General features: G+C 54.5%; 21 protein-coding genes. 13 read left to right on the forward strand and 8 right to left on the reverse strand.

The window, feature by feature from the left end; translation table 11 throughout:
* Positions 1 to 45 precede the first annotated feature (45 nt).
* From EK22_RS06680 to EK22_RS06735, 13 genes are all read left to right on the forward strand, one after another.
* Entirely contained in the window at positions 46 to 1,635 is a 1,590-nt protein-coding gene (locus tag EK22_RS06680; RefSeq protein ID WP_081917781.1) for an ABC-F family ATPase, read from the forward strand.
* Between the two features lie 376 nt (positions 1,636 to 2,011).
* Positions 2,012 to 4,117, forward strand: a complete 2,106-nt coding sequence (gene fusA / locus EK22_RS06685; RefSeq protein ID WP_036249179.1) for an elongation factor G — start codon at positions 2,012 to 2,014, stop codon at positions 4,115 to 4,117.
* 682 nt (positions 4,118 to 4,799) lie between these two features.
* The gene (locus tag EK22_RS06690; RefSeq protein ID WP_036249181.1) at positions 4,800 to 5,360 is read left to right on the forward strand and encodes an ANTAR domain-containing response regulator; all 561 of its coding nucleotides are present in this window, start codon (positions 4,800 to 4,802) and stop codon (positions 5,358 to 5,360) included.
* A complete protein-coding gene (locus tag EK22_RS06695) occupies positions 5,329 to 6,543 on the forward strand; it encodes an EAL domain-containing protein (RefSeq protein ID WP_051954556.1) in 1,215 nt (404 codons plus the stop codon). The genes EK22_RS06690 and EK22_RS06695 overlap by 32 nt, the downstream gene beginning before the upstream one ends.
* 306 nt (positions 6,544 to 6,849) lie before the next feature.
* Positions 6,850 to 9,093 carry a methyl-accepting chemotaxis protein gene (locus EK22_RS06700; RefSeq protein ID WP_036249185.1) on the forward strand — a complete coding sequence of 748 codons (2,244 nt, stop codon included), beginning with the start codon at positions 6,850 to 6,852 and terminating at the stop codon, positions 9,091 to 9,093.
* A 153-nt stretch (positions 9,094 to 9,246) separates the two neighbouring features.
* Positions 9,247 to 9,639 carry a DUF2721 domain-containing protein gene (locus EK22_RS06705; RefSeq protein ID WP_020160756.1) on the forward strand — a complete coding sequence of 131 codons (393 nt, stop codon included), beginning with the start codon at positions 9,247 to 9,249 and terminating at the stop codon, positions 9,637 to 9,639.
* Positions 9,640 to 10,231: 592 nt separating this feature from the next.
* Positions 10,232 to 10,438 (forward strand): hypothetical protein, encoded by a 207-nt coding sequence (locus EK22_RS06710; protein ID WP_020160755.1) that lies wholly within the window; start codon positions 10,232 to 10,234, stop codon positions 10,436 to 10,438.
* Between the two features lie 18 nt (positions 10,439 to 10,456).
* The gene (locus tag EK22_RS06715) at positions 10,457 to 11,530 is read left to right on the forward strand and encodes a hypothetical protein (protein ID WP_235209233.1); all 1,074 of its coding nucleotides are present in this window, start codon (positions 10,457 to 10,459) and stop codon (positions 11,528 to 11,530) included.
* Positions 11,527 to 11,901 (forward strand): hypothetical protein, encoded by a 375-nt coding sequence (locus EK22_RS06720; RefSeq protein WP_036249191.1) that lies wholly within the window; start codon positions 11,527 to 11,529, stop codon positions 11,899 to 11,901. Before EK22_RS06715 ends, EK22_RS06720 begins: the two co-directional genes overlap by 4 nt.
* Before the next feature lie 98 nt (positions 11,902 to 11,999).
* The gene (locus EK22_RS06725) at positions 12,000 to 12,242 is read left to right on the forward strand and encodes a hypothetical protein (RefSeq protein ID WP_198014549.1); all 243 of its coding nucleotides are present in this window, start codon (positions 12,000 to 12,002) and stop codon (positions 12,240 to 12,242) included.
* Positions 12,239 to 12,613 carry a hypothetical protein gene (locus tag EK22_RS06730; protein ID WP_020160751.1) on the forward strand — a complete coding sequence of 125 codons (375 nt, stop codon included), beginning with the start codon at positions 12,239 to 12,241 and terminating at the stop codon, positions 12,611 to 12,613. The genes EK22_RS06725 and EK22_RS06730 overlap by 4 nt, the downstream gene beginning before the upstream one ends.
* Positions 12,614 to 12,879: 266 nt before the next feature.
* Positions 12,880 to 13,029 (forward strand): hypothetical protein, encoded by a 150-nt coding sequence (locus EK22_RS24645; RefSeq protein ID WP_020160750.1) that lies wholly within the window; start codon positions 12,880 to 12,882, stop codon positions 13,027 to 13,029.
* A gap of 265 nt (positions 13,030 to 13,294) precedes the next feature.
* Entirely contained in the window at positions 13,295 to 14,410 is a 1,116-nt protein-coding gene (locus EK22_RS06735) for a GGDEF domain-containing protein (protein WP_020160749.1), read from the forward strand.
* Between the two features lie 225 nt (positions 14,411 to 14,635).
* Here the strand turns inward: EK22_RS06735 and EK22_RS06740 are convergent, their stop codons facing one another.
* From EK22_RS06740 to EK22_RS06775, 8 genes are all read right to left on the reverse strand, one after another.
* A complete protein-coding gene (locus tag EK22_RS06740) occupies positions 14,636 to 16,420 on the reverse strand; it encodes a TadG family pilus assembly protein (RefSeq protein ID WP_152565015.1) in 1,785 nt (594 codons plus the stop codon).
* Positions 16,421 to 16,424: 4 nt separating this feature from the next.
* Positions 16,425 to 16,700 (reverse strand): DUF3613 domain-containing protein, encoded by a 276-nt coding sequence (locus EK22_RS06745; protein ID WP_235209234.1) that lies wholly within the window; start codon positions 16,698 to 16,700, stop codon positions 16,425 to 16,427.
* Between the two features lie 125 nt (positions 16,701 to 16,825).
* Positions 16,826 to 17,563: a tetratricopeptide repeat protein gene (locus tag EK22_RS06750; RefSeq protein ID WP_235209235.1), complete on the reverse strand. Its 738-nt coding sequence runs from the start codon at positions 17,561 to 17,563 to the stop codon at positions 16,826 to 16,828.
* Positions 17,556 to 18,485 carry a type II secretion system F family protein gene (locus EK22_RS06755; protein WP_020160745.1) on the reverse strand — a complete coding sequence of 310 codons (930 nt, stop codon included), beginning with the start codon at positions 18,483 to 18,485 and terminating at the stop codon, positions 17,556 to 17,558. The genes EK22_RS06750 and EK22_RS06755 overlap by 8 nt, the downstream gene beginning before the upstream one ends.
* Positions 18,486 to 18,499: 14 nt before the next feature.
* Positions 18,500 to 19,402: a type II secretion system F family protein gene (locus EK22_RS06760; protein WP_081917782.1), complete on the reverse strand. Its 903-nt coding sequence runs from the start codon at positions 19,400 to 19,402 to the stop codon at positions 18,500 to 18,502.
* Positions 19,395 to 20,684 carry a CpaF family protein gene (locus EK22_RS06765; protein ID WP_020160743.1) on the reverse strand — a complete coding sequence of 430 codons (1,290 nt, stop codon included), beginning with the start codon at positions 20,682 to 20,684 and terminating at the stop codon, positions 19,395 to 19,397. Before EK22_RS06765 ends, EK22_RS06760 begins: the two co-directional genes overlap by 8 nt.
* Before the next feature lie 4 nt (positions 20,685 to 20,688).
* Positions 20,689 to 21,912, reverse strand: a complete 1,224-nt coding sequence (locus EK22_RS06770) for an AAA family ATPase (RefSeq protein WP_051961724.1) — start codon at positions 21,910 to 21,912, stop codon at positions 20,689 to 20,691.
* A 4-nt stretch (positions 21,913 to 21,916) separates the two neighbouring features.
* The gene (locus EK22_RS06775) at positions 21,917 to 23,272 is read right to left on the reverse strand and encodes a type II and III secretion system protein family protein (RefSeq protein ID WP_036249204.1); all 1,356 of its coding nucleotides are present in this window, start codon (positions 23,270 to 23,272) and stop codon (positions 21,917 to 21,919) included.
* Between the last annotated feature and the right edge of the window lies 1 nt (position 23,273).

The raw sequence follows: 23,273 nt of genomic DNA on the forward strand, positions 1-23,273 counted from the left end.
CGGCCACCCTACTCTTTAGTCCATACACATTCTCGGAACAAAATCTTGATCTCTACAGCTAACATCACCATGCAGTTCGGGGCCAAACCCCTGTTTGAAAATATTTCCATCAAGTTCGGCGACGGCAACCGCTACGGCCTGATCGGCGCCAACGGCTGCGGCAAATCCACCTTCATGAAAATATTGAGCGGCGAACTGGAACCCAGCTCCGGCACCGTCTCGATCACGCCCAACGAACGGGTGGGCAATCTGCGCCAGGATCAATTCGCGTTCGAGGAATTCAGCGTCATCGACACCGTCATCATGGGCCATAAAGAGCTCTGGCGCGTCAAACAGGAACGTGACCGCATCTATTCGCTGCCGGAAATGTCCGAGGAAGAAGGCATGCAGGTCGCCGAACTGGAAGTCGAGTTTGCCGAAATGGACGGCTACAGCGCCGAGGCCAGGGCCGGCGAATTGCTGCTCGGACTCGACATCCCGCTGGAACAGCATTACGGCCTCATGAGCGCCGTCGCGCCGGGCTGGAAACTGCGCGTCCTGCTGGCCCAGGCCCTGTTTGCCAATCCCGACATCATGCTGCTTGATGAACCGACCAACAACCTCGACATCAACACGATCCGCTGGCTGGAAGGCGTGTTGAACGAGCGCGACTGCACCATGATCATCATCTCCCATGACCGCCATTTCCTGAACAGCGTCTGTACGCACATGGCTGATCTCGATTACGGCGAACTGCGCCTTTACCCCGGCAACTACGACGAATACATGACCGCCGTGACCCAGGTGCGCGAGCGCCTGCTGGCCGACAACGCCAAGAAAAAAGCCCAGATTGCCGAACTGCAAACCTTCGTCAGTCGTTTTTCGGCTAACGCCTCGAAAGCCAAGCAGGCCACCTCGCGCGCCCGGCAGCTTGAGAAGATCAAGCTGGACGAAGTCAAGCCGTCGAGCCGGGTCAATCCGTTTATCCGTTTCGACCAGACCAAGAAACTGCACCGCCTGGCACTGGAAGTCGAAAACCTGAGCAAGGGCTATGGCGAACAACCGCTGTTCAAAAACCTGAATCTGATGGTCGCCGCCGGCGAACGCGTGGCCGTCATCGGTCCTAACGGCATCGGTAAATCGACGCTGCTGCGCACGCTGGTCGGCGACCTGACGCCCGACACGGGCGAAGTCAAATGGGCGGAAAACGCCGAGGTCGGCTACTTTGCCCAGGACCATGCCGACGATTTCGCAGAGGACATGGGCCTGATCGACTGGATGGGCCAGTGGCGCAAGGAAACCGACGACGACCAGACCATACGCGGCACACTGGGCCGCTTGCTGTTCTCTCAGGACGAAATCAAGAAATCGGTCAAAGTCATTTCCGGCGGCGAGCAGGGTCGCATGCTGTTCGGCAAGCTGATCCTGCAGAAAAACAACATCATGGTCATGGACGAACCGACCAACCATCTTGACATGGAATCGATCGAATCGCTGAACCTGGCCCTGGAGAATTATCCCGGCACGCTGATCTTCGTCAGCCACGACCGCGAGTTCGTCTCCTCCCTGGCGACACGCATTATCGAACTGACGCCGAACGGCATCGTCGATTTCAACGGCAATTATGAAGATTATCTAAACAGTCAGACTGTTTAAAAACTCGGAGCAGGACAGCAAAAGCGGTTCTGCTCCGGTTAACCGAGGCGGCGCAAGCAGTTCCAATGCGGGGATTTTGTTATTTTTAATACAAATTAACGGTTTCCTGTATTTCTGTCTCGCTTTTGGTTAAAATAGCGCCCTTTCGAATCTGGACGAGTGAGCGGTGACAGTGACTTTAACAACGCTACCTCACTTGGCCTTGAGCAATCTGTAAATATCCTGCGCGTTTTATCCAAACCAATGGTTTTTCTGCGGCTGCGGAGTAAATTGAACATCTGCGGCAGGTCGCTCTTGCGCCCCGGTACGAACCCTCTTGAGTAATTTATTTAAGAGTAGTCACGGCAAAAGTTTTTTATACAACTAGAGTACAAACATGACTGATTTATCGCTTTACAGAAATATCGGCATCTTCGCACACGTTGATGCTGGTAAGACAACCACTACAGAACGTATTTTAAAGCTCACAGGAAAGATCCATAAACTGGGTGAGGTTCACGAAGGCGAATCAACCATGGACTTCATGGATCAAGAAGCCGAACGCGGTATCACCATTCAGTCCGCTGCGACTACCTGTTTCTGGCCAGGTAGCAAGAACCAGTTTCAACCCCACCGCTTTAACGTCATCGACACCCCGGGGCACGTTGACTTTACGATCGAAGTTTACCGTTCATTGAAAGTACTCGACGGCGGCATCGGTGTATTCTGCGGTTCTGGCGGCGTAGAGCCCCAATCGGAAACCAACTGGCGTTATGCCAACGACTCCAAAGTAGCGCGTCTGGTCTACGTCAACAAGCTGGATAGGCTAGGCGCCGATTTTTTCCGTGTTGTCAAACAAGTCCAAGACGTGTTGGGTGCCGTGCCAGTCGTGATGACCCTGCCTATCGGGCGCGAAGACCAATTCTGCGGCGTGGTTGATCTGTTAACCCGCAAGGCTTGGATTTGGGATAATTCCGGAGACCCGCTGAAATACGAAATTACGGACGTGCCTGCCGATATGGAAGCAGATGTGGAAGAATGGCGTGCCAAGCTGATCGACCAGGTTGCCGATCAGGATGACGAAATCATGGAAAAATATCTGGAAGGCGAAGAGCCCAGTATTGAGGAGATCAAGCACTGCATCCGCAAGGGCACCATTAACATGGATTTCTTCCCGACTTTCGGCGGTTCTTCATTCAAAAACAAAGGCGTGCAGCTGGTACTGGACGGCGTTGTTGATTATCTGCCCAGCCCTACTGAAGTCAATCCACAGCCCGAAGTCGATCTGGAAGGCAACCCGACCGGCGAACACGCGATCGTCGATGCCGACCGTCCATTGCGCGCATTGGTCTTTAAAATCATGGACGACCGCTTTGGCGCTTTGAACTTCATCCGGATCTATTCAGGCCGTCTGAAAAAAGGCGATACCTTGTTGAATACCTATACCGGCAAAACCGAGCGAGTCGGCCGGATGGTGGAAATGCACGCCGATACCCGTACCGAAATTGAAACGGCACAAGCCGGCGACATCGTCGCGTTGATCGGCTTGAAAAACGTTCAGACCGGGCATACTTTGTGCGATCCTGATAAACCGGCTACTCTGGAGCCGATGGTATTCCCTGATCCCGTTATCTCTATCGCCATTTCGCCTAAAGACAAGGGCAGCAACGAGAAAATGGGCATTGCCTTGGGCAAGATGATGCAGGAAGACCCTTCATTCCGCGTCGAAACCGATGAGGAAAGCGGTGAAACCATCATCAAAGGCATGGGCGAGTTGCACCTGGATATTAAGGTGGACATCCTGAAGCGTACTCATGGCGTTGAAGTGAACGTCGGCAAGCCGCAAGTGGCTTACCGCGAAACCATCACCAAACGCGTGGAAGACGAATACACCCACAAGAAGCAGTCCGGTGGTTCTGGCCAGTACGCGAAAATTAACTACATCATCGAGCCGGGCGAGCCAGGCAGCGGTTTTGTATTCGAATCGACCGTGACCGGCGGTAACGTACCGCGCGAATACTGGCCAGCTGTTGAAAAAGGCTTCAAAGGCAGTATCGAGAAAGGTGTGCTGGCAGGTTTCCCATGTCTGGATTTCAAAGTAAACCTGACCGACGGTGGTTTCCACGCAGTTGACTCGTCAGCTATCGCTTTCGAAATCGCCGCTCGCGCAGCGTATCGTCAGTCCATTCCTAAAGCGGCTCCGCAATTATTGGAACCGATCATGAAAGTGGACGTGTTTACGCCTGAAGCGAACGTTGGCGACGTGATCGGCGACTTGAACCGTCGCCGCGGCATGATTAAATCGCAAGATGCCGGTGTTACCGGGGTGCGTATCAAAGCCGACGTGCCGCTGAGCGATATGTTCGGCTATATCGGCGACTTGCGTACCATGACTTCCGGTCGCGGCCAGTTCTCGATGGAATTCTCACATTACATGCCATGCCCTAAAAACGTGGCAGATGAAGTGATTAAAGAAGTCAACGAACGCAACAAAAATAAATAATATTTTCTTTTAGGAACGAAAATGAAACAGGACCCGCGTGAGGCAGGATTTCGGTTCCTGTTCAATGACTGCATGGACAGGAAATGATCCCGTCATTTCTCTGCATTCACCCCATCCACGGGGTGAATGCAGGAGGTAGGTAGAAAATTCACGTTCCTAAGGCACGATGTTATGCGGTCGACTTGCCCATGCTTCGTGCCCGCAGGGTCGAACTGATTCGACCCAAGGCAGTATGTCTGTAGAGTGAGTTCCAAAGGCCCGCTCTACTGACATTGCTTTGCGTAGACCTTGTTTGTAGCCGGGTGGATAGGCTTGCCCGGCTACATTTCCTTTCAATAATCCAATCAGTTTCCCCACCCTGATCGGGACAGGCTTTCCGATCCCAAACCGCGTTAAATGCACCAAATTAGTCCATTAGCACCATATCGGTGCAAACAAGCTCCCGTCAAACCCGGCTATTTCATAACACCCCAGCGATCGCGAAGAATACGAAGAAAATCAAGGTATTGTCATTTGCTTCCCGTCAGTTCATGAATTGCCTACGGAAACATTAACAAGCATTTGAATTTCAAAGCCTTCGTGCCCTTCGTGGTGAAATACCCAGGTAAACCTCTCCATCCCCTTATTAAGCCGCATTCCCACTCCTTACCGCTTATGGCATGACTTATGCTTCAGCGCGAAGATGAGCCTAAAAGCACTCTTGATTGAAGACAAAGTCACCGAACCGTCACTAGCGGAAACGCTCGTGCGGCATGGATATTCGGTAATTAACAGGGGCTCGGGCGACCCTATCCCTACCCTGGCGGCCATCAGCCAACCCGACCTGGCTATTTTCAATATATACAGCCCTCAAAAGTATTTTCAGACCATCGAACAACTTGGCGCCCTGCCCGTCATTATTTTTGCGGATGATGACAGCGTTCATGCGATCGACCAAATCATGAAAGCCGGCGTCAGCGCTTATGTGGTGAACGGCTTTGAAACCAGCCGCATTAACAGCATCATCACTATCGCCATCGCCCGCTTCAGGGAACAACAAAGGCTTAAAAAGCAATTACTGGAAACAAAATGCAGGCTTGAAGAACGTAAATTGGTAGACCGGGCAAAAAGACTCTTAACCCAACACCAGGGACTGACAGAAGATGATGCTTATCACACCCTTAGGAAACTGGCTATGAACAGCAACATAACGATAGGCGACGTGGCAAAAAATGTTATCTCAATGGCAGAACTCATTAAATAAATTCAGCCAAGTGAATCCGGAAAAAATACTGTTCCCTTATTTTCAACCCATTTTCTGCATCGCCAGCGGGCTGATTGTCGGCTATGAAGCATTAGCCCGACAATATGATGAACAGGGTCAGGTTATTTCCGCCGGCAAATTGTTTTCCTCCCCCTCCATACCTGAAGAGCAATTGATAGCCTGGGATCGCATGGTTCGCCATCAGGCACTAACACAATTCAGCCAATTAAATTACAAAGGCTATCTGGCGATCAACATCTCGGCGTCATGGATCGATCACGTCACGGACCTGAAGGCATTGCCCACCCTGCAAATGCTGGACAAACTCAATATAGACAGAAGCCGGATTATCATTGAGATTACTGAATCCCATTGCGACCTGGATAAGATAGCCGCCGTGGTCAGGGAATATCGCAAGCATGACCTGAAAGTCGCCATCGATGATTTCGGCGCCGGCTTCTCGCAATTGGAAAGGATCATGGCTATCCGGCCCGATATTCTCAAGCTGGACATGCGTCTGTTCAAACAGGCCGTCAAGGGCGGCATTGCCAATGAGGTGGTGCACTTGCTGAACCGCTTGAGCATGCGTACCGCGTGCCGCATCGTCTGCGAAGGCGTGGAAACCGACAATGAATTCTTTTATGCATTGAGCTGCGGCACCCAATATGTGCAGGGCCACTTGTTTTCGCCGGCCGAAGCCGTGTTCAAGGCCCCGGACCACCATCGGCGGCATATCGAATCGCTCAGGCAGAAATTCCTGAAAAAGACATTGCTCAGGGAACGCCAGAAAATGCAATCCACCCGCAAAATCAAGGCGCTGGTGGAAATCCTCCGGCAGGCATTGGTCAGCGACTTCAACCTGGACGAATTGTCGGCACATCCATTCGAAGAAAGCGGCGTGCTCCGGTTTTACTTATGCAATAACGAAGGCAACCAGATTTCATCGAATTTTAATTTCGCCGGCGGCAAATGGTTTGAAGAACCCAGGGAAATCGGCTTCAACTGGTCCTGGCGGCCTTATTTCTACCATTTGTTGGCACTCGAACATGCCAGCACCAATAACCGTCTGGTCGCGTCCGAACACTACAGGGATTTTCATACCGACCAGCTGTGCAGAACGCTGTCTCTCAGGCTCGACGAAAACCGTATTCTATCCATCGATATTGTCGCGGAACCGTCATAGCGCATCACTTTACGAACGGAATAAAAGCCAAAGCCCGGGATGATGCCTGAAATAAGCCTCTTGCTTTAACAAGTTCGCGAAACACGCTGGCCGGATGCATCACGGCGGCCGCCAGCTGTTCCGAGGCCCACGCGAATGTCTCATCACTTCCCTGCCATGAAATCAAAGCGCTAATGAAGGCAATGGCTTGCGGCGCCCTGAACGATAATCACCCTTAAAATTTAACACAAGAAGTCATTTATCACCGCGGCCGTACCGGTACCGCTTAATAAGAAAAATATCACTCGCAGAAGGAGAGCCCTCATAATGTTTAAAAATATCGCAGGCTTGAACCAGTTAACCCTTAAAATGCGCTTCACGGTCATTGTCACCGCCCTGGTTATCGGCTTTGCCGTGTTCGGTATTTGTACATTCCAGGCCATGACCACGCTCAATGTCAATGGCCCTGTCTATGAGCGCATCGTTCAGGGCAAGGATATTATTGCCGATGTCCTGCCGCCGCCCGAATACATCATTGAATCCTATATGGTGGCGTTGCAATTATCCCAGGCCGTCTCCCCCACTGAAACCGATGCCTTGACAGCGCGTTTTCAAACCTTGAAGGCCGACTATGAAACCCGTCACCGCTTCTGGCAGGACCAGCATCTGGAGCCGGAATTGACCGTTCCCTTACTCGAGCGCTCTTATCAGGCCGCGCAAAACTTTTACCACGAAGCCGAACAGCGCTTTTTGCCGGCCATCAAAACAGGCCAGCGCGATCTTGCCACAGCCAGTCTCCGGAATCTGCGGCACGCATACGAACAGCACCGCCTGGCCATTGATGACGTAGTGCGTTACGCGAATTCGCGCAATCTGGCGGACGAAGCACAGGCGAAAACCACCATCCGCCACTACAGCATCGGCCTGATCAGCATTTTTGTCTTCAGCGTGGCGCTGGCCCTCGCCTTGACGCTGGTAATCAGCCGGGGCATTTTGCGCTCGATCAACACCGCGCAACAAGTGGCGAACGCCATTGCGGTCGGCGACCTGAGTTCAACGATTGAAACCGATCAAAAGGATGAGATCGGCGCGTTGTTACTCGCCATGAAAACCATGCAGGACGCCATCAATGCCTTTGTGACCGCTCAAGGCATCATGGCGCAAAAACACGCGGAAGGCTGGGTCAAGGAGCAACTCGACGCGTCCCTTTTTCCCGGCACTTTCGGCAGGATGGCGCAAGAAGTCAATGAACTGATTCAATCCCGGATAGCGATCAATAGGCGACTGATCCATATTATGACCCAGTATGCCAAGGGCGACTTTTCCATCGACATGGATGTCCTGCCCGGCGAAACGATCATCATCACTGAGACGATGAATAACGTTAAAAGCACGCTGCTTGAAATCAACGGAGAAATAAAACGACTGGTCGAAGCCGGGGTAAAAGGCGATTTCTCACAGCGCGGCAATGCCGACCGATTCGAATTCATGTTCAAGGACATATTGACCAATCTTAACGGCCTGATGGAAACCTGCGACACCGGCTTCAATGATGTACTGCGCGTTTCCAACGCTTTATCCAAAGGCGACCTGACTCAAACCATCAACCGGGACTACCTCGGCACCTTTAATCAGATGAAAATTGGCGTCAACGACACCGTCACCCATCTCAGGAGCCTGGTGAGCGAAGTCCAGGAAGCATCCGGCATCATGGACACGGCGGCCAAGGAAATCGCCAGCGGCAACAACAACCTGTCGCAACGCGCCGAACAGCAAGCCGCGAGCCTGGAACAGACGGCCTCCAGCATGGAGGAACTGACCTGCACCGTCAAGCAAAACGCCGACAATGCCAGACAGGCCCACCAGGTGGCCGATTCAGCGCGGCAACTGGCCGAAAAAGGCGGCAGCGTCGTTGAAGCCGCGATCACGGCCATGCGGGAAATCAACGACAGCAGCACCCGGATTGCCGAAATTATCGGCGTCATTGACGAAATCGCCTTCCAGACCAATCTTCTGGCCTTGAATGCCTCCGTGGAAGCCGCCAGAGCCGGCGAGCAAGGCCGGGGATTCTCGGTCGTGGCGACGGAAGTCCGCAATCTGGCACAGCGCAGCGCCACTGCCGCCAGACAAAGCAGAGAGATGATCCAGACCAGCATTCAAAAAGTGCGGGCCGGATCGGCATTCGTCAATGAAACGGGCGACGCGCTCAGCGAAATCGTCAACAGCGTCAAGCAGGTCAGCGATATCGTCGCCGGAATTTCCACAGCCAGCACCGAACAGTCTGCCGGCATCGAGCAGGTCAACCAGGCGGTCGCGCAAATGGATGACATTACCCAGCAAAATGCCGCCCTGGCCGAACAAGTCTCGGCCGCCAGCATTTCCATGAGCGAACAGTCGACCGCCATGACCCATCTGCTCGCCATGTTTAATGTGGCCCACGCGGAAACCGCCACAGCCAGGCGACCGATCGATAACCCTGGCCTACAGGCGTCGGCATTCATCAAAGCCATGACTTCGCAACCGGTACCCGCCGCATCGGCGGTCCATGACCACGAATGGGAAGAGTTTTAAACCGAATCCGCCTTATAATAGGCATCGCGGCAATGCATTATCTTGTCATGCCTGCAACAGGCGCAGTTATCCGCCTTGTGCGCCAATGCGCCGGCATGACGATAACATCGACCATTGCTGCCTATACCTATAATTATTACTTTCAAACAGCCAATGAATATCACCATCACCACCCCGGCGCTTTTATTTCCTGCCATTTCGGTCCTGTTTCTGGCATACGCGAACCGTTTCCTGGCCATCGCCAGCCGCATTCGCGAACAGCATAACCTGTTTAACAAAACCCAAAGTCCAGTAGCCAAAAAACAAATTGAAAGCCTGAGAAAACGCATACGCTTTATTATCGCCATGCAATTGCTGGCGGTGATCGGCATAATCAGCTGCATAATCGCCATGGGATTGATTTTTTTCGGATTGCAAACCTACGGCAACATAATGTTTGGCCTCAGCATGGTATTCATAATCCTGTCGCTGCTGGCATCGGTCAGCGAGCTGCTGATCTCGACCAAAGCGCTCAATATTGAACTGGAAGATATGGAAGCGCGTTAGCCTGAATATTTCACCACGAATGACTACAGGGACAGATATTTGCTCCTCGACAACTGCTGAATTACAGGGATGTAATGAATGCAGAAAATGCATAACGCCATGGATGGCGTGTAGTAGAGTAATGCAGGAGCAATTACCGAGGAGCATTTTTCTGCCCTGCGTCGCCTAAAACGCCTACTGTTGGTGCTAAGCCACAGTAGCAGGTAGGCTGGGTTGGAGCCTTGCGGAAACCCGGCATAAGGCTGGAAATTCATCCGCGCACTTGAGGAAATTATTTTATGCGTGTTCATAAGACATTGACTATTAATCTGTTTATTCACATTAATCAGTTGCAATGCGATGATTTTGCCAAATTATTCCAGAGCATCGACAATTGTTTGCACTCGGACTGAGCATCCTCCCTGCGATATTGCGTAATGTTGCCCCTGCCGGCGTTTAGTCGTTATAATCCGCCCCCATAGGTTGAATGTTAATCGGCCCCGGTTCTCCGGCAAAGGAGTTTCAGCCAATAAGTTCACGCTTATCCCGGGCGCAACAAATAGATCAACCTGACGCCCGATTGCGCAGGTCATTGAGGATTTAGGAAATATCAATGAAAAGGTTTTTCATTCAGGCATTCTGGATTGCCGCGTTTACAATCATCTTGAACCTAATCGCCGGATGGCTCTTCACCGTCTTTTTCCCTGATGCTGATCACCGGGCATTAGGGCAGCTTATGTTCATGCCAACCCTCATCATATCCGTTTTAATGGTCGTCATTTACTCGCGAATGGGCAAGGCGTCACTAACGCCGCCATAGCAGGAGATTGTTAGCCTCTTGGAGCCCGTTACCGCCACGCCGGTCAATCAGGACGCGCTATCGCGCAGCTCACACGTCAGGTCTAATTCATCACGCTGGATTTTTATTGAATCAAGGAGAAGAGAAATGAGTGAAATCTTATTGTGCAATCAGCCATTGGATGCAAATCATATACGGAATACCTGCGACATTCCCATCGACACCCTGACCGGTCAGGGCTGCTCCAACCCCGACACGCTGCAGGCTTATACACCGTACCTGATGGGCGGAAGCACATTGGCTGGCCAAAGCCTGTTATCCCAGCTCGCGCCCAGGCCGGTCGCCAAGGAACTGACCGATCTTTCATTATCGTTCGGTGAAGACAATGTTCTCGTGCTTTCTGAAATCACCAAAAAGCTGCAGGAATACAATATTGGCTTAATGGGCGCCGCAACCAGCGTATATGCTGACCGCATTGGCGGTTTTGCGGGAGCAGTGAAAAATTATCAGGATGCACTCATGGAATATCGGGCGGCGATAAAGTCGAATTCAGCCACAAAGGCTTTGGCCAGACAGAAGGCGCATGCCGCCTTTGAAAGACTGCAGATACAATTTCGTCATGAGCTTAACGCCGTAACAGCGAAGATCAAGTCGAATAGAGGCACGCCCTTGACCAGTTCGCAAAGAGCCGTCAACATTGCCGGAAGCAGCCGGAACGTCGCCAGGCTCAAAGTTACCAGCCAGATACAGGCCAGTGATCTGGTCAGGTTCTCTAAACATGCCAGTTTTTTGGGCAATGGCCTTGCCGTAATCGATTTCACCAGCCGGGCGGGTAACATTCATAACAGTTATCAAGCAGGCGAGAAATGGGAGCGGGAGCTGTTTATTGAGTCCAGTAGTTTTGCGGCCAGTGCTGGAGTGGGTCTGGCTGTTACAAAAGTAGGATTAGTGCTTTTGCTGGCTGCCACGCCAGCAGGCTGGGTTGGACTCATTGTTGGAGGAGCGGCTGTTGCGGGTGCTGCAGCTGGATCATCGATGTTAATAAATAGTATATTCAAGGAGTTTAGCGGCGGCTGGTATGATTCAATAATGACTTCACTGGATATAAGATGAGTTTATTTTCAAAACTTTTAGCTTTGGGTGGCATTGGAATTTTCTTCTCCTGGATTTTATATGTGTTGTTTGGTCAATTGACGGTTCGCAAACTCAGGAAGATCCCAAACATGAAAGGGCGACTTGGTGTCGAGTTTGTAAGTGGCTATGACATTCTTAATGTAGCTAGCGCATTATCTGCTCCTAAATGGTTTAGAGAAAGAGCTAGCCGCTCTACCTTGTCATTCCTGGCCGCTGATTACCAAGCGCTATATCAAAATACTACCCTTTTTGATCGGATATTCGCTAGAGTTTTCTGGGGAAGTTTCCTGGCATCCAATTTATATACATTGTTACTCGTAATTTTATACAAAATAGGTGTATTTGACTGAGGCGTTTAATAAACGCATCCAGCCGATGCCTGGACTGATCCGGATATATCATCAGCCAACCATTCGGTTATCAGGCTGGTGGGAATTTGGAGCGTGAGTTGTTTATTGAGTCCAGTAGTTTTGCGGCCAGTGCCATCGCTGGTACAGCCGTAGTAAATATAGGTAGTGTTGCGCTGGGGCTTTTGGTAATCGCAACTCCAGTAGGATGGGTAGGATTGATAGTTGGTGGTGTTGCAGTGGCGGGCGTAGCGGCTGCTACTTCTACGTGGGCTAATAATGTTACAAAGGATAATGCCGGAAATGTTTATGATTCCATTGTGAACGGGATAGGCTCCTTATGAAGATAATGACACTGCTTGTTGGAATCCTGATTGGGATGTCGGTTATTGTAATGATACTTTATGTTGCGTTTGGACAAATAACTGTTTGCAAACTAAGAAGAAATCCTAAAACCAAGCATGCGCTTGGTATCGAGTTTGTGAGTGGCTGGGATATTATTAACGTTGCACAAGCTTTAGCATTACCAGAATTCATAACGAAAAAACTTAAACGCAGCTCATTATCCTCACTTTATGCGGATGCTGAATTGCTTCAATGTAATACCAGTAGATTCGATAGGTTGTTAGCAGGTTTTTTTTATTGGTTGCTTATGCTTACAGGGCTTTCTTTTCCGTTTCTTGCTCTTTTCGATAGTTTGGGACTATTGGAATAGTGTGATATTTCATAGTTATGACTTAATCAGGCAACCGGGATGTTTAACTTCTTGTTCCCATGCAGCCCTGAGCGCGGCTCATCTACCTAAGCGGTTCATTAAGTAATAGGCATGGAATAAATCAGGGAATTGTAGGTACGAATTCATTTATGCCCTATGGGTACTTGTGCCCTTCAGGGTACTCGCACTATGCGGATACCCTGAAGGGCACAAGTAAATCCGCAACTACACCGGAAATTCATCCGCGCACTTAAGGAAGTTATTTTATGCGCGTTCCTAATTCACTATTGGAACTGATTATCAGCAAAATCCCAGGGAGCCATCATGCGCCTTATTTTTTGCGCGGCAAGCCGAAGAACCGTGGCAAAGCCTTAAAGATAGCCTGTCGGCGACGGGATATCCTGCCGCCGACCTGACTCCAGACTGCACGCCGAGCATTTATTCCTCCAGCGCTGAACATCAATAATGGACAACCGGCACGCTTCTTGGTCCTGATCTTGCTTTATATCCCTGGTCCTGCCAAAATGCGCCACTAATATAAAAAGTGTCAATTAATAAGGAGGACATGGTTTTGATTTACGGAATAATAGCCACACTTAAACCTCTCCTGTGCTTCAATCGCGATAAAAAAATACCAGGCATTGAGTCCCCGTACTTTCATTAGAATCGGGGCGACTTGCCGTGGTTAATCCCCACCAGCTTTTCGCACACCTGCTCCGTCAGTTATACAGGCGCGCGGCGCCGGCTTTTGCCGTCCATTGCATCCATGTCACCCTGCTCGCCGTTTATCTCTGGCGCGAACTGCCTCTTACCCTTTTCCTTACCTGGCTCGGCATCGCCATGATCGGCGGCATCTGGCACTGGATTGCCAGCCGTCGGGCATCCCGGTATATCGCCGAGAACACCTTAAAAAGGGGCTCCATCATGCCGGATGTACTGGCTGCCGGCGCGGCGGGGCTAGGCTTTGGACTGACGGCATTGCTGTTCCCTTATTTATCGCTGACGACGCGTTTATTCGTCATCCTCATGCAGGGCGCCATCGCCACAAGCGGACTGACACGTCTTAGCGCACTGCCATTAGTCTACGCCGCCTTTCTATCCGGCATCGTGGTGCCGCTCGTGTCCGTGCTCATCGTGGTGGACGGCGAACCGGGCTGGAACGCTATCCCGGCCGTCTTGCTGACGGCCATCAGTCTGCTTTATTCGGCACAACTGCTGCACGCCGATTTGCTGGATAACTTGCTGTCGCGCTTTGGCCTTGAAAACGCCGCCGGGGAAGACAAACTCACGCATCTTGCCAACCGCCGGCGCTTCGACATAACCCTGGAACAGGAATGGTCGCGCGCGCGCCGTTCCGGAACGCCGATATCGCTGATCATGGTGGATGTTGATCTCTTTAAGAAATTCAATGACCGTTATGGCCATCAGGAAGGTGATCAATGCCTGGAGCAAGTAGCACGGGCCCTATCCCAGTCGGCCAGGCGATCCATTGATCTGGTCGCCCGCTACGGTGGCGAAGAGTTCGTGATATTGCTTAGCCAGACGACGCGGGACGACGCCTACGCACTCTGCGAGCGCACGCGCATGGCTGTCGAGAATCTGGATATTCCCCATCAGGATTCGGCATTAGGGCGCGTCACTATCAGCATGGGTGGCGTCACGCTGTATGCCGGTGAGGACATGAAAGCCGTGGAACTGGTAAGAACCGCGGACAAGGCCTTGTACCGCGCCAAAGCTACCGGACGCAACAAGGTCGCCTGGTACGATCCGAGCCTTGATGAAGAAGGCGAACAATGAGATTTACCGCTCATGAAGGCCGGGTTGCCAAACCCGGCCTAAAGCTAAGAATCAGGCTAAAAATGACTTCCTGAAACTGGAATCTTGCATAGGATGCGCTGAACAAAAGCAGGCGCTCCAGGCGGCGCAGTGAAGCGCATCGCTCGCGAACGATGCGCCTCCTGTCGTCGGCGCCTCCTATGTTTAAACGGTGAAATTATTGACGACCAAATCCTAAGCTTGAGTTTAAACCAGCAAGGTGGGGCGGTGGCTGTCGACATCCAGCATAAATAATTGAACATCCAGCTTGCCAACCTCGATTCCCAGCAGACGCAACAGGGGGTCGAGAATCGTGACGCTCAGTTGCGTCAGCAAAGGAGAAAGCAACTGATCCAGCAGACTGCCGACCAAATCGCCCAATAACACGTCCAGCAAAGGTCCCAAAATAAGGCGGTCAACCAGGCTTAATGAGAGCGGAATAACCCTGAGCTCCAGGCTGTCGGCAAGACCGCCGAGACCATTGCCAAGACTTCCGCCGGCGCTGCTTGATGCGGTCTGAAGCTGCGGCAACGGATTATCCGCATTAACCAGGTACTCCAGATCGGTCTCACCCGGTGACTCAAGAGGTAAATTCAAACCCACTTCCACATCGGCGACGTGAATACCTAACAACATGACGCTGATAGCCGCCGCGGAGGCGCTGGGGTTTGTCGCCTGTGTCAAGGCAATCGATGCAATCCCGGGCTGCGCGCCGATAGTAACGATGGAGCCGGCGTTTCCCTGATTGCGGCACTGGATGCTTTTCAGCCACGCCCGGCCCTGAGCCACCTCGACCTTTAAAGCGAGATCCACTTCAACGTCCAGCAAGATCGAAGGGCCTCCATGAACGGCGGCGTCCAGGCTCACCTGCGCGGTCTTTATCTGAGTACGCCATTCGCCCTCCTCGCTCTTCCCGGGCGGACCAATGGCAATTTGCGGCGGTTCAATCACTTTCAATATTGTATTCACTTCCAGTCCCAACAGGTTAAGTCCTGGAGACAATGTCAGCGCATTTTCACCATTGGCAACCAGGGCCGTGGTGGTGATCAAGTCGAGCAAATAGACGCTGGCGGAGGCGGCCTCATCCGGGCTGTCTGTCGCCACGGCCAGAATCTCGCCGAGCGTGACCGGCAAATCGGAAACATTAGCATTGATCAAAGTCTGCATTGCGGCAATCACATCAGCGTTTACCACCTCCTTGGCATTCACCGCGTCCGCATAGATTTGCAGCAATTCTCCCAGGGTCAACTCGGAACCCAGCAACTCGTCCACGGTACCTACGCCTGCCGCGGCCTCAACCAGGTCCGCAAGCGCCACATCGGTCGCGGCAATACCTTGATAGGAAACCAGGTCGAGAGCCACATTCGAACCGAGAACCCCGCCGAGCAACGAATTCAGAAGCGCCGAGTCCTCGCTGTTCAGCGACACCAGCCCGCTGCCGGCGGAGAAACCGGCCAACGCCTGCCGCTCCGCCACGGCTCTTGCCTGAAGCGTCGCCTGCTCACCGAGCATCCCGCCGGCGAACAGGCTTGCCGGCACCGTGTTGCCTGCAATGACCTCCACGGATGTGGCGGCTTCAGGGTCGCTCGCGGCAAATACCCTGACGCCATCCGCTCCCGTTGAAGTGTTCCCCAACGCCACGGCCAGAGTCCGCGTGCCGCCCACGGGATGATGATTACGCGCGGCGCTGGCTTCCGCTGCCGCTTGTGCTGTTGACAACTTACCATCGCCGCAACTGCCGGATTGGGAAGAGGCATCCAATGCGGCCATGTCCCCGACGGATTGCAAGCGCCGCTGCTCCAGCATCAGGCGCCCGGTATCCACGGCCAAGGCCGTGAAAAGCACCGAAAGCAGCAGCGTCACCGCGCCCAGAATGCCCAGGGCGCCGCGCTGGCAGGCCGGCGACTTTCTGGACAGGCCGCCACGCGCTTGCCGTCCAGCCCTCAAAGGATTGTTTTCAACCGTCATGCCCGCCCCTTTGGTAATACGCACAGCGTTACTGCGAGAAGCCGCCGCTGCCGCCGTTTTGCTCGCTTTTGTAGAATTCCGGAATCGGATGTTGGAAACTTTCAACATAGCGCTTGTATATGGCATCGGCAACCGGCCCCGAGACCGTCTGGCGGGTTTCCGAGGCGGCGGCGCCGCTGCGCTGCAATTCCAGCCAGCGCCGCGTTTCCTCGCCCACGGACTGCTCCAGGGAATCCGCCGCCGCGATCTCGGCGACAAACAGCAGGACCAGCGGCAATAGCGCCGCGATTGATTGATGAGACATGATTTGAGCTCCCATGGGATTATGTTGAAAATTCGTTAATAACAAACACCTGCACAAGACTTCAGCCCCGCGTAGGTCGGGTTAGGCCCAAGCCGTAACCCGACATTGACGCCGGAAATGATCCGCTACGGTTTATGGCGCACCGAGCGCGGACCGCGCCCCTGCTTGTCGATCGCGGCCTTGATCTCCTCGGCCTGGGCGCGAAGCTGGGTTAGGGTTTCCGGATCCATGTTCATATGTAGGGCGAAAGCCTGCATTTCCCGCTCCTTTCCCGTTACCGCCAGCAATAGCGCCATGTTGGTCGCGGACAGCGGATCGCTGCCGTCCAGCTCAAGCGCCGTCAAAAACTCGTTGCGTGCCGCCTCGAATTGCCCATCCAGCAACAGCGCGTAGCCCAGATCGTTGCGCACCTTCACGTCGATCGGCAATTCAGCTTCGGCTTTATGCAAATACGCCAGCGCCTCGGGAATTTTGCCGTCCCGGCCGGCAATCAGCCCGAGTCCGTGATAGCCTTTACCCGCCAGACAGCCACCGAGCAATTCTCGGTACAACGGCTCGGCCTGTTCCGTCCGCTCCGTCTGGCGCAGGATTTCGGCACGCAGATAGGTCGACCGCGGGGACTTCGAGCGTGTGGCCTCCAGATGGGCCAAGGCCGCGTACAGCTTGCCGCTGTCCATGAGCTTGCGTATCAGGTCCAGCTTGACGTTTTGCTCGGGATCGGCATCGGCTTCACAGGCCGGCGCCTGACGCGGCGGCTCATTATTCAATCCCAGCAAATCCGTATGCCCCACCGTCCGGCTGCAACCGGTCAGAAGCGCGGCCGCCATAGCCAGCAAAACACACCGTGCAGCCAACCTAGCCATAAACACTGACCAAGCCCTTGGCAAGGGCAAGAAAACCCGGTCCGGCGAGAAAAATCAGCAGGGCCGGAAACAGAAAAATCATCATCACCACCGACATTTTGCCGGACAGCTGATTGACATATTCGCGTATGGCCGATTGCTGTCGCTCTTCCATCAACTGCGCGAATTTCGCCAGGGAATCGCGGATGCTGCCGCCGTGCCGGGTCACCTGCTTAAGAATGGCCACGGTATCGGTCAGTTCGGCGACTTCCAGGGGCGCGGCCATTTCATTCAGGGCATCGGCGCGGTCGTGCCCGGCGTCAATACGCTGCAGCGTGCCGGCGATTTCCTCGGACAGATTCGGCATCAGCACCCGCCCCTCCTCATGCATCACGCGCAAGGCGTGCTCAATGGACAGGCCCGCGTCGAACAGCATGCGCAGCAAATAAATCGCGGTGGGCATTTCCCGGGCCAGGGCATTACGGCGCGCGTTCGCCCGGTAACGCAAGACGTAGCGGGGAGCGAGAAAGCCCAGGGTGAACGCCACAAAAATCCCGGCCAGTTTTTGCGTGCCGGACACGTCGCCGGCACTGGCCATATAGGCGCCGCCGAGCGCCACCGCGACCAGCGGCGTCAACCATGAGCCCAGCATGAACAGCGTCCGCTTCCTGACCGCGTGCCAGCCGGCCTGCTTCAGCAACCGTGTCATCTCCTCCTGATCCGAACTCGAGAACAACTTGCCCATGCCGCTGCCGCTCATGCGCTCAATGGCTGAAATCAGCCAGCCCTCATCGGCGCCGCCCGTGGCCACGCCCGTTTTAAGCAGGTCGTGAAAACGGCGCTGCGTCGCATAAGCGGCGCCGTCCGAACGAAACGACGACCACAGCAACAAGCCGCCCGACAGGGCCAAAAGCAACGCCATGATCAAATACAGCCACAACATGATAACGATATCTCCTAAATACTTTTGATCATGCGCCAGAGCACGAAAGCGCCGGCTATCTGCAAAACCACGGCGATGACCAGCATGACCTGCCCCGACGGATCCTGCCACATGCTTTCCAGGTACTTGGGATTCATGGCCATGATATAGATCGCCATGCCCGGCGGCAGCAGGCCCAGCACCCAGGCGGTGACCCGGGTTTCGCCGGTGAGCGCGCGCAATTCCCGGCGCGCCGCCTCGCGATCATGGATCATTTTGACCACGTTCTGCAGCAAATCCCGGACGCTGCTGCCGTAGGTACGATTGATTTTTATCGCCAGCGCCAGCAGGTACAACTCGTTGATCCGATAGAGATCGGCCGTCTCCTGGATCGTCGCCCCCAGATCGGCGCCCAACTCGTTTGCGCGCAGCACCCGGTCGATAATTTCCTTGAGCGGCACCGGTGTTTCCTCGGCCGCCAGCCTCAACGCGCCCTCCATGCTGCGACCGGTGCCAAGCCCGCGCAACACCTGATCGAGAAACAAGGGCAGCTGGGCCAGAATCAGGACGATGCGCTTTTTGGCCTGGCGCAAAAGCCACAGGTAAATGACCGCCACGCCGATGACCGGCACGGACAATCCGAAGCCGAAACCTTTCCACAAGCCCCCGAGAATCGCCAGAAAAACCAGGCACAAAAAACCGATGGACAATTGCCAGCCGCTCACGTCGATACCGGCCCGCCAGAACAGATGCTCGATCATGGGCGCGGCATGCTGTTCATGGTGCAGCAGAATTTCGGACTTGATCCCGGATGATTCGGCCATGCGTCGGCTCACTTTTTCAATGAACGCTTCCCGCTGGCTGCGCAGGTATATCAGCAGCGCCACGGCCAGCAGGGCGACGGCCATGGCATAACTCAGAAACTCCTTGCTAACCAAGGGGTTTTCCTCCCTCGCCCAGATATAGCGGAACGGCGTCGGATTCGAATTTCTGCCCGGACGGGCGCGCGGTGCCGGCCACAAAAGACCGGCGGGCTTTATCGTAGCCGAATAATTCGTTCAGCATGAACTGGCCATCGCGCAATGCCGCCACCTCGACGATGGAGGTAATGCGGCGCGTGCCGTCGGAAAAGCGGGCGATCTGGACGATGATATCGATGGCGCAGCCGATCATTTGCCGCAGTATGTCGATGCCGCCCTGAAAGTTGGCCAGGGCCGACAACATCTCCAGGCGCACCAGGGCATCGCGGGCGCTGTTGGCATGCACCGTGCTCATCGAACCGTCGTGGCCGGTATTCATCGCCTGCAGGACATCCAGGACTTCCTCGCCGCGCACTTCCCCCAGAATGATCCGGTCCGGCCGCATACGCAAAGCATTGCGCACCAGATCGCGCGCCCTCACCTCGCCGGCACCCTCGACATTGGGCGGCCGGGTTTCAAGCCGTACCACATGGCTGTGCCCGAGCTGCAGTTCGGCCGCGTCCTCGATGGTGACAATCCGCTCCCGCTCCTCGATGAACCGGCTCAGAATATTCAGCAGTGTGGTCTTGCCGGAGCCGGTGCCGCCGCTGATCAGAATATTGCAGCGCACCGTCACGGCCCGCCTGAGAAACTCCAGCATGGCTTCACTGGCCGAGCCGTAAACCAGCAGATCCGACTCGCGCAGCGGGTCCTTGCGGAATTTGCGCACCGAAAGGCAGGGGCCGTCAATGGCCAGCGGCGGAATAATGGCATTGACCCGACTGCCATCGGGCAAGCGCGCGTCCACCATGGGGCTGGATTCGTCCAGCCGGCGCCCGAGCGGCGCGATAATCCGGCGAATCACGCGCAACACGTGATCGTCATCGATGAACCTCAGATCGGCTTGCTGCACTTTGCCGTTGCGTTCGAGAAAAATATGCCGGGCGCCATTCACCATGATGTCGCTGATCTGATCGTCGGCCAGCAGGGACTGGAGCGGACCGTAGCCCGTGAGCTCATTGACCATCTCCTCCGCCAGGTCGTCAAGGTCGTAGCTGGTCACCGCCAGTTGCCGGTGGCTGGCGTAGCGCGTGACATGCTCATGCACGTAGCGCTGAATCTGCTCGGGCGTCCATTCGCTGAGCGGAATGTTGTCCTCCTCGACGCGATCGATCAAGTAATGGTGCAGGGAATATTTGAGATCCTGATAAGTTTCCGTGTGCTTCAGGCTGTAGTCGTAGTGAGGAAATTTCAGTCCCATGGCCTTACCCCTCACGACCGCCGAACCAGGCGGCGATAGCCTTGAACAGCCCCTTCTTGGCGCTCGCGCCTTGGGCATGATCGGCGTCGTTGTCCAGTATCCTTTTCGCCAGCTTCCGGATCGCCAGCGTGTAAGGATCGCGCGGCGCGCACTGAAACAGGCTTTCTCCGGAATTCATCATGCTCAGGCGGGCCATGCCGGAAGGCGGCAACGTCGCCTGAAGCGGCAGGCCGAATCCCCTCGAAAGGCTCTCGGCATCCGGGGGCAACTGCGGAAGATAACGGTCGACGACCAGTTCTACCTTATCCATCACGATTTTATGCTCGATCATTTTTCGCACCATTTGCATGTTTTGCTTACAACTCGGAACGCTTTGCTCGACCACCACCAGGGTATTGTCGGCATTGCTCAGCAATAAATACAGAAAATCCGACTGCGGCACGCCGCCCAGATTGATGACGATACGGGAAAAATAACGCCGCAGCATGCCCAGCAGCACATAAATATCGGCGGAGGTGATGTCATTCATCGCCCCCTGCTCTTCCGGCAATGCCAGCAGGCTGAGTCCGCTTTCATGCTTGGCGAAAGCGCTGTCGATCAGCATGGAATCCAGGCGGCGCAGGCTTCTTACCGCATCGATAAAACTGTAAGGGGAATTGAGCCCGAGATAGGTCAAGGTGTCGCCGGCCGGATTGCCCAGATCGAGCAGCAGCGTGTTCCGTTCCTTGTTCTCGCCTTGCATGGCCAAAGCCAGATGCAGGGCCAGCATGGGCGTATCCGAACCGGGGCGGGCGCTGACCAGCGCCGTGATTTTGCCGACCGATGCGGAGGAGATATTGGGAGCGGGCGCGCGGCTCTGCAAGCGCTGGACCAGACTGATGACTTCGCCGGGCCGGCTGCCGGCGGTGATGAAATCGCGCGCGCCGGCCCGCATCGCAAAAAGCAGCATTTCATTATCGATCTGATCCGCCATGGCGATCACCGACAGCAAGGGCTTGACGGTTACCAGGCCCTCGATCAGGGCGGTATCCTGCCGCAGCGTCTGCGTCGTCAGTGCCACGAACACGACCTGAGCGCCGGTCAGGTCAAGTATTTGGCGCACACGCTCAAGCGTGGGCAAATCGGCGATAACCAGCTCGCCCTCATCCTTGAATACCGCATTCAGCCAGCGTATGTGCTCCTGATTGCTGGTGATGGCAACAACACTTTGCTTGCGTGTAATAGTCATGTCATTATTTCGAAAATCCTGATTGGGTAGAGGGGCCGGAGCGAAACTTGCCGGTTTCGAGAAAGAAGGCCCGGAAGAAATTCGGATCGTAGCGCCGGTAATTTTCCCCCGGCATGGGCGGCAAAGGCGTGCCCTTGGCCAGCGGCCGGACCAGGTGCGGCGTCACCACCATGATCAGTTCCCTGTTGTTGCGGTCGATGTGCGTGGAACGGAAAAAGGCGCCGAGAATCGGAATATCGCCGAGCCCCGGCAACTTATCCACGCTGGCCAGGGTGTCCTGGCTCACCAGCCCGCTGATCACGAAGCTCTCGCCGTCGCCCAGGGCAATGCTGGTATCGGTGCGGCGAATGCGCAATGCCGGCACGGCGGTACCGCCGCTTTGCGTACCGGCGGTAAAATCCAGTTCACTGACCTCGGGGGCGACTTTCAAGGCAATCCGGTTCTGGTCCAGCACGGTCGGCGTCAGCGATACGCGCACGCCGAATTCCTTGAATTTGATGGTAATGCCGCCGGTCTGCGCGCCGCCCTGCGGCACCGGAATTGGAAATTCGCCGCCGGCCAGGAAACTCGCGCTTTGCCCGCTCATGGCCACCAGGGAAGGTTCCGCCAGCGTGTAGGCGAAACCGTTGTTCTCAAGCACGGAGATTACGCCAAGAATACCTTCGCTGGCGTTGCCGTAGATAAAATTGAACGCCTGGGCATGGGGAAAGAAGCCGCTGCTGAGCAGCGAGAAAGCACCCGCTCCAGCGGATTCAACTCCCGTCAGATTACCCGGCGTGGAAAGCCCCAGCGTGGTGTTGGCGCTGTTTTTCCCCAGAAACAGACCGGCGTTCTGTAGCCGTGTCCGGTTGATCTCGACAATTTTGATGTCGATCTGGACCTGCGAGTCGAAGCCCAGTTGACTGGCATCCACCACCGTGGCTTTATTTTGCTCGTCAGTGGCCTTGCCGGCCTGGTCATGGCTTTCCAGCGAAGCACTTTGTCCGGAAAGCTTGAGTTTGTCGCCGGCCGCCGAAACCTGGAGCTGATCATCATCCAGGCTTTTGACGGCATGCCGCTTCAGGCTTTCGCCCGCCGTGATCAGCAAATCGGCATGAAAATCGGGCGCTCCGACATCGGAACCGCTCCAGACCAGCAGACTCGTCGCGCCGGTTTTTTTGGGGGTGATCAGCACCTGCCGGTCACCGATCATGGAAACATCGGCGATTTCCGGATCGCCGACGGCGACCCGTTTAATGGCATTGCCGTACCGGTAGCTGAATTGTTTGCCCATCTCGATGCTGATGGAGTCCTCGTATGCGTTTGCGCAAAAAGTTGTCGCAAAAAGAGCGCAGAGCAACAGCGCTTTAAAGTAATTCATA

The sequence above is a fragment of the Methylobacter sp. BBA5.1 genome (assembly GCF_000746145.1).
Lineage (GTDB): Bacteria > Pseudomonadota > Gammaproteobacteria > Methylococcales > Methylomonadaceae > Methylobacter > Methylobacter marinus.

Coding starts and splice junctions, on each gene's coding strand:
- EK22_RS06705 (WP_020160756.1), top strand. CDS start 9,247: ATGAATATCACCATCACCACCCCGGCGCTTTTATTTCCTGCCATTTCG.
- EK22_RS06745 (WP_235209234.1), bottom strand. CDS start 16,700: ATGTCTCATCAATCAATCGCGGCGCTATTGCCGCTGGTCCTGCTGTTT.
- EK22_RS24645 (WP_020160750.1), top strand. CDS start 12,880: ATGCGCGTTCCTAATTCACTATTGGAACTGATTATCAGCAAAATCCCA.
- EK22_RS06775 (WP_036249204.1), bottom strand. CDS start 23,272: ATGAATTACTTTAAAGCGCTGTTGCTCTGCGCTCTTTTTGCGACAACT.
- EK22_RS06710 (WP_020160755.1), top strand. CDS start 10,232: ATGAAAAGGTTTTTCATTCAGGCATTCTGGATTGCCGCGTTTACAATC.
- EK22_RS06700 (WP_036249185.1), top strand. CDS start 6,850: ATGTTTAAAAATATCGCAGGCTTGAACCAGTTAACCCTTAAAATGCGC.
- EK22_RS06695 (WP_051954556.1), top strand. CDS start 5,329: ATGTTATCTCAATGGCAGAACTCATTAAATAAATTCAGCCAAGTGAAT.
- EK22_RS06750 (WP_235209235.1), bottom strand. CDS start 17,563: ATGGCTAGGTTGGCTGCACGGTGTGTTTTGCTGGCTATGGCGGCCGCG.
- EK22_RS06755 (WP_020160745.1), bottom strand. CDS start 18,485: ATGTTGTGGCTGTATTTGATCATGGCGTTGCTTTTGGCCCTGTCGGGC.
- EK22_RS06770 (WP_051961724.1), bottom strand. CDS start 21,912: ATGACTATTACACGCAAGCAAAGTGTTGTTGCCATCACCAGCAATCAG.
- fusA (WP_036249179.1), top strand. CDS start 2,012: ATGACTGATTTATCGCTTTACAGAAATATCGGCATCTTCGCACACGTT.
- EK22_RS06690 (WP_036249181.1), top strand. CDS start 4,800: ATGAGCCTAAAAGCACTCTTGATTGAAGACAAAGTCACCGAACCGTCA.
- EK22_RS06765 (WP_020160743.1), bottom strand. CDS start 20,684: ATGGGACTGAAATTTCCTCACTACGACTACAGCCTGAAGCACACGGAA.
- EK22_RS06720 (WP_036249191.1), top strand. CDS start 11,527: ATGAGTTTATTTTCAAAACTTTTAGCTTTGGGTGGCATTGGAATTTTC.
- EK22_RS06730 (WP_020160751.1), top strand. CDS start 12,239: ATGAAGATAATGACACTGCTTGTTGGAATCCTGATTGGGATGTCGGTT.